We start from the raw sequence: 7,128 nt of genomic DNA on the forward strand, positions 1-7,128 counted from the left end.
CCGCCACGTACAACTCGCCCGCCACGCCGGCCGGCACCGGCCGCAACCAGTCGTCCAGCACGAAGAAGGCGAGATGCTCCAGGGGGTTTCCGATCGGACTGGCGGCGCCGTCGACGTCGCCGTCGACGATCTCGCGCAACGAGGCGTGCACGGTGGTCTCGGTGGTGCCGTACATGTTGATCAGGCGGGGCCGTCCCGGATGGCTGTCCAGCCAGTTGGCCAGCCGTCGGGGTTCGAGCGCTTCGCCACCGAACACCAGCGTCTGCAGTTTGAGTTGCTGGGCGAGGTCGGGTGAGAGCGCTTCGGCCGTTTGCAGCGCGTAGAACGCCGAGGGCGTCTGGCTCAGCACGCTGACTTGCTCACGAACCAGCAAGGCGTACAGGTCTTCCGGCGAACGGACCACGTCGTCGGGCACGACCACCAGGCGCCCACCGCGCAGCAGCGCACCGAAGATCTCCCACACCGAGAAGTCGAAGGCCAACGAGTGGCATTGCGTCCACACCTGCCCCAGATCCAGTTCGCGGTCCAGCGACTCGAGCAGCTGGGTGACGTTGCGGTGGGTGACCGCCACTCCCTTGGGGATCCCCGTGGTGCCGGACGTATAGATGACGTAGGCGGTGGCGTCGGGGTCTGGGGCCGGTATCGCGGTGCAGGGGAACGTGTCCACCGCCGGGTCGTCGATGTCCAGGAGCGGCAGGCGGCAGCCGTCCAGGCGCGATCGCAGCCCGCTGATCGTCAGCACGGCAACCGGTGCGGCATCGGCGAGCATGAAGTCGATCCGCGCGGCCGGCAGGCCCGGATCGATCGGCACGTAGGCCGCTCCGGCTTTGAGCACCGCCAGGATCGCCGCGACAGCCCCGGCCGACCGGGGAACCAGCAGCGCCACCCGATCCCCCGGGCCGACGCCATGCTCGATCAGCAAGTGCGCCAACTGGTTCGCGGCAGCGTCGAATTGGCGGTAGTTCCACCAGCGGTTTCCGCAGGTGATGGCCACCGCCTCCGGGGCGCGGTGCACCTGGGCGGCGAACAGTTGGGGAATCGACGGTCCGATCGGCGCCGGCAGGTCGAGCACCACACGGTTGCCGAAGTTGTGGAGCCGGGCATGCTCCGCCTCGTCGAGCACGTCGATCGACGACAACCGGCGGGCGGGGTCGGCGGTGAGGGCGGCCACCACGCGCTCGAGACGTGCGACAAGCGTTGTGACACTGGCGGTATCGAACACGTCGGTGCGGAATTCCACCGCACCACCGATCCCGGCGGACCGGCCGTCCGCCGTCCAGCGTTCGGCAAGGGAGAACAGCAGGTCGGTGCGGGCCGTGCGGGTGTCCACCGGCAGCGCGGTGACCTGCAGGTCGCCCAGGTTCAGTTCGGCCGCGTCGTTGTTCTGCCAGGCCAACATCACCTGCACCAGGGGGTGGTGTCCCAGGCTGCGGGCGGGGTTGAGCCTTTCCACGAGCACCTCGAAGGGCACGTCCTGGTGCTCGTAGGCTTCCAGGCTGCGCCGACGCACCTGGGTCAACAGCTCGGCCACCGTGGGATCGCCGGCCAGATCGACCCGCAGCACCAACGTGTTGGCGAAAAAGCCCACGACGTCATCGAGTGCGGGGTCGGGGCGTCCGGCTATCGGAAAGCCCACGGCCACATCGGAACTCGTGGAGAGCTTCGCGAGCAGCACCGCGAGGGCGGCCTGGAGCACCATGAAACTGGTCGCGTCGTGGGTGCGGGCCGCCTCGCGCACCCGGTCCTGCAGCGCGGCCGGCCACTCGACGCCGACGCTGGCCCCGCGGTAATCGGCAACCGGCGGATACGGCCGGTCGGTGGGCAACTCCAGGCGCTCGGGCAGTCCGGCCAGTGCGGCCCGCCAGTAGTCCAGCTGCCCGGCGATCGGGCTGTCCGGGTCGTCGAGATCGCCCAGCTGGGCGCGCTGCCACAGCGCGTAGTCGGCGTACTGGATCGCTAAGGGTGCCCATCCGGGCGCCCTGCCCGCGCACCGGCTGGCGTAGGCCACGCCGAGGTCCCGCACCAGCGGGGCGAGCGACCAGCCGTCGGCGGCGATGTGGTGCACCACGGCGACCAGCACATGTTCGTCCTCGTCCGTCCTGAAAAGCGTTGCCCGCAGCGGACTCTCGTTGGCCAGGTCGAACGGGCGGCCCGCGACCGCGTCGACGGCCTCCCGCAACCGCGCCGCAGACCATCCGGTGGCGTCGACCACGTCGGCGTCGGCGCGCTCCGGGGGCAGGATCGCCTGGTGCGGTGTCCCATCGGCCGCGGCGAACACCGTGCGCAGGCTTTCGTGGCGGTCCAGCACGTCGCCGAGCGCGGCGCCCAACGCGTCGACGTCCAGGTGTCCGCGCAGCCGTAGCGCGGCGGCCATGTTGTAGACCGGCGACGGCCCGTGCAGCTGGTCGATGAACCACAACCGGGACTGGGCGAACGACAGGGGCAGCAACGCCGGACGCGCGCCCGCCACCACGCGCGCCGGCGCACCACCGCCCTTGCCGAGGAGCGGCGCCAATCGGCGAACCGTGGGCGCCTCGAACACCGCCCGCACCGACAGGTGAGCGTGAAGGCCCGCGTTGACGGCGGCGACCAGGCGCATCGCCGCGAGCGAATCGCCACCCAGGTCGAAGAATGACTCCTCGACCCCCACCCGCGCCAAGCCCAATACGCGGGCGTAGATCTCGGCCAGGATGCCCTCGACCGGGGTCGCCGGGGCACGGTAAGCATCGGTGTCGTGGTATTCGGGTGCGGGCAGCGCCCGGGTGTCGAGTTTGCCGTTGACCGTCAACGGGATCGCGTCCACGGCGACGATCGCGGCGGGCACCATGTAGGCCGGCAACCGCTCGGCCAGCGCGGCGCGAATGCCGGCCGGGTCGGCCGTGCCGGTCACGTAGCCCACCAGGCGGCCCGCGCGGGTGACCACCGCCGCCTGCCGCACACCGTCGAAAGCCAAGAGCGCGGTGGTGATTTCGCCGAGCTCGATGCGGTAGCCGCGGATCTTGACCTGCTCGTCGGCGCGCCGCACGTACCGCAGTTGCCCGTCGGTGCCCCAGCGCACCAGGTCCCCGGTGCGATACATGCGCGCCCCGGTCCCGCCGAACGGGCACGCCACGAAGCGCGACGCCGTCAAGCCGGACCGGCCCAGGTAGCCGCACGCCACGCCGCGGCCGGCGACATACAATTCCCCGACCACGCCGGCCGGCACCGGCCGCAACCACTTGTCCAACACCATCAACGCGGCGCCGGACACCGGTGACCCGATCGGCGCTCCCGCTCCGGGGGCCAGCGGCGCGCTGAGCGCCGCGTCCACCGTCGTCTCGGTCGGGCCGTAGGCGTTGACCACCACCCGGCCCGGCGCCCACCGATCGACCAGCTCTGCCGGACAGGGCTCACCGCCGATCACCAGGGCCACCCCGTCGAGCCCCTCGGTCGACAGGGCACCCGCCTCGGACGGGGTTTGGCTCAAGACGTTGACCCGTTCACGAATCAGCAACGCGCGCAGCTCTTCCGGCGATGTTGCCACCGGCTCGGGCACTAGGACCAGCCGGCCCCCGTCCAGCAGCGCGCCGAAAATCTCCTGGACCGACACGTCGAAGGCCAGGGAGTGAGACTGCGACCAGGCGGCCGCCCCCGGCAGGGGCGCATGCAGCGACGCCATCAGCTGGGTGACGTTCTGGTGGGTGACCGCCACCCCTTTGGGGACGCCGGTCGTGCCCGACGTGTAGATGACGTACGCGATGTCCTCGGGGTCCGGCGCCGGCAACGCGGTGGCGGGTTGGGTGTGCACGGATGATTGGTGGACGTCGATGACCGCCACGTCGAACCCGTCCAACCGGGATCGCAGCTCGGCGGTGGTGACCGCGACGATCGGCGCGGTGTCGGCAATCATGAACTCGACCCGCGCCGCGGGCAGGCCCGGGTCGATCGGCACATACGCCGCACCCGTCTTGAGCACGGCCAGGACCGCCGTGACCGCATCGGCGGATCGCGAGAACATCAGCGCCACAAAGGCACCGGGGCCCGCACCGAGGCCGGCCAGCAGGTTCGCCAGGCGATTCGCCGCCTCGTCCAGCTGCCGGTAGCTCAGGTGGCGGCCGTCGCAGCTCAGCGCGATCGCCTCCGGTGTGCGGGCCACGTGCGCGGCGAACAGGTCCGGAATCGACAGCCCGGCAGCGGGTTCGGTGAGGACGGCGCGGTTCCCCCACTCGACGAGGTGGGTGTGCTCGGACTCCTCGAGCGCGTCGATCGCCGACAACAGGCGAGTGGGGTCGGCGGTCATGGCCGTCAGCACGCGGCGGAACCGCTCCACGAGCGCCTCGATGCCGGCTGCGTCGAAGACGTCGGTGTCGAATTCGATTCGCAGGCCCAGTTCCTCGCCCGGCACCGCTTGCACCGAGAGGGGATAGTGGTTGAACTCGCGGCTGACGAATTCGGTGATGGCGACTTCGTGTGCGCCCGCCAGCGCGGCGGTGTCGATCGGATAGTTCTCGTACACGAACAAGGTGTCGAACAGCTGCTCGTGGCCGGCCGCGCGGTGGATTTCGGGCAGCGCGAGGTGCTCGTGTTCGAGGGTGTGATTGTGGGCGCGGCGCAACTGGTCGAGCAGTCCGGCGACCGTGGTTGTCGCGTCGATGGTGGCCCGTACCGGAACCGTGTTGATCAGGAGGCCCACCATCGTTTCGGAGCCGGGCACCTCGGCCGGCCGTCCCGAGACGACGGCGCCGAACACCACGTCGTCCTCACCGGTCAGCCAGGCCAGCAGCTGCGCCCACGCGGCCTGCAGCACGGTGCTGACGGTCGTGTGGGACGAGCGGGCCAGCGCGCTCAGTGCGCGCGTGGTGTCCGCAGGCACCGCGGAGGTTGCGACGTCCCGACGCCCCGCCCGCCCGGGCGCGCGCACCAGCGTCGGGGTGTCGAACCCGTCGAGCACCTGGCGCCACGCCCCGCGGGCGGCGTCCAGGTCGCGGGTCGCGAGCCAGGTGAGGTAGCTGCGGTACGGCGCCGCGGCCGGCAGCCGCTCCCGGTAGTAGGCGAGGAAGATCTCCTGGAGCACGACCGGCAGCGACCAGCCGTCCATCACGATGTGGTGGACGGTCAGCACAAAGCGGTGCCGGTCTTTGGTGGTGCGGACCAGCGCCGCCCGAAACGCCGGGCGGCCCGCCAGGTCGCACACGGCGGCGCGCTCGGCGATGCACAGCCGCTCGACCAGCTGGTCGGGAGCGGGGTCGTCGGCGTCGAGCTGGAGGTAGCGCCACGCGATGGTGGGGTCGGCCGGGATGATCTGCACCGGCTCGTCGAACTTTTCGCTGAACCGGGCCACCAAGTTGGGGTGCCGGTTCACCACCGTCTGCACCGCCTCGCGCAGGCGATGCGGGTCGAGGGGGCCGCACACGGTGATGTCGAGTTGCACCGCGTACACGTCGTCGCCGGGGTCCAGCCCGGAGTTGGCATGGAAAAGCAGTCCCTGCTGCAGCGGGGTCAGCGGCAACACGTCGGCGATCGGGTGGTCCCGGCACAGCTCGTCGATCTGCTGCTGGGTCAGCCGCGCCGGGGCGACGTCCGACGGGGTCAGTCCGCCCCCGCCGTTTCGCACGTGCGCGCAGATGCCGGCCAGGGCGGCGCACCACAGCTGGCTCAGCCTGCGGACCTGCCAGTGCTCCAGGGCCGAGGGTGCCCACGTCCAATTGGCATGCAGGCGAGGACCTTTCGTCGTTTCCACGGCGCCGGCGTTCAGCTCCAGCGTGTGTCCCAAGGGCACCGGCAGCGCCGCGGTCGCGGCGGTCAACGACAGGCCGTCCTGATCCGGGCGCCACAGGTCGTCCGACAGCTCCGCCGTGCCGCCCAGTCGCCCTAGGTAGTTGAACCCGATCGCCGGGTCCGGGTCTTCAAGGGCCACATCGGGATTCAGGTAGCGCAGCAGTCCGTACGTCAGCCCATCTGGCAAGGCGCGCAGCTGCTCCTTGGCATCCTTGATGAGCGCCCCCAGCTCGGCCGCACCGGCGGCGACCCTGTCCCAGGGTGGCTTACCGAGGCTCAACGCGACCGGGTATTTGGCGGTGAACCAGCCCACCGTGCGCGACAGGTCGACGCGCGGGCCCACGTCTTCGTCGCGGCCATGGCCCTCGACGTCGATGGAAAGCGGCGCGCCGGTGCCCAGGAATTCGTTGATCGCCAACCCGAAGGCGACCAGCAAAATATCCTGGACACCGGCGTGGAACGCCGCCGGCACTGCCCCCAACAACATGCGAGTGGTCTCGGTATCGAGCGACACCGACAGGTGCTGCGCCGTCCGATAGGTGTCGAGCTCCGGGCGTACCGCCGGCAACGCGGCCGGGATCGCCGCCACCTGCCGCCAGGCGTCCGCCATGCGGACGACCTCGGGGCGCCGGGCATGCTCGGCCACCAGCGCGGACCACCTGGCGAACGACGTGCCCCCGGGGGCCAGCACCACCGGTAGGCCGCCGCGCTGCTGGACCCACGCGATGTTCAAGTCCTCCAACAGGATTCGCCACGAAACTCCGTCGACGGCCAGGTGGTGGACGATCAACGCCAACCGCCCGGTGCCCTCCGCCCATACCGCACGCAGCATCACCCCCGCAGCCGGGTTCAGGTGCGAGCGCGCCGCCACCAGAGCGTGTTCGGACAACGCGTCGACGGTGTGCAGGCATCCGCGGGCGTCGACCGCGCCGGGCTCGGGCACCTCCAGCGACCAGCCGCCCGCACCGTCGTCGTCGACGCGCAGCCGCAACATCGGGTGCCGGTCGATCAAGGCCTGCAGGAGCACCGTCAGGTCGTCACGGGTGACGCCGGCGGGGGCCTGCACCAGCATGGTCTGGTTGAACTCGTCGACCGACCCGTCGAGCCGCTGCAGCCAGCGCATGATCGGTGTGGCGACGAGCTCGCCGAGACCCTCGTCGACCGCGTCGTCGTCGGTGGACACCCCCGCCACCCGGGCCAGTCGCGCCACCGTCTGCTCGACGAAGATGTCGCGCGGGCGGAACATCACGCCGGCCGCCCGCGCCCGGGCCACGACCTGCATCGACAAGATGCTGTCCCCGCCCAGGTCGAAGAAGGAGTCGTCGATGCCGACCCGTTCCACGCCCAGCACCTGGGCATAGATGCCGGCCA

The 7,128-nt window shown here is 70.9% G+C and carries 1 protein-coding gene; it reads right to left on the reverse strand.

What is annotated here, in order from left to right; all coding sequences use genetic code 11:
* Positions 1-7,128, reverse strand: a 7,128-nt coding sequence (locus tag A5701_RS07390; RefSeq protein ID WP_156669970.1) for a non-ribosomal peptide synthetase, incomplete at both ends; no start/stop codon positions are given.

Source organism: Mycobacterium sp. E3305, from assembly GCF_001666785.1.
GTDB lineage: Bacteria > Actinomycetota > Actinomycetes > Mycobacteriales > Mycobacteriaceae > Mycobacterium.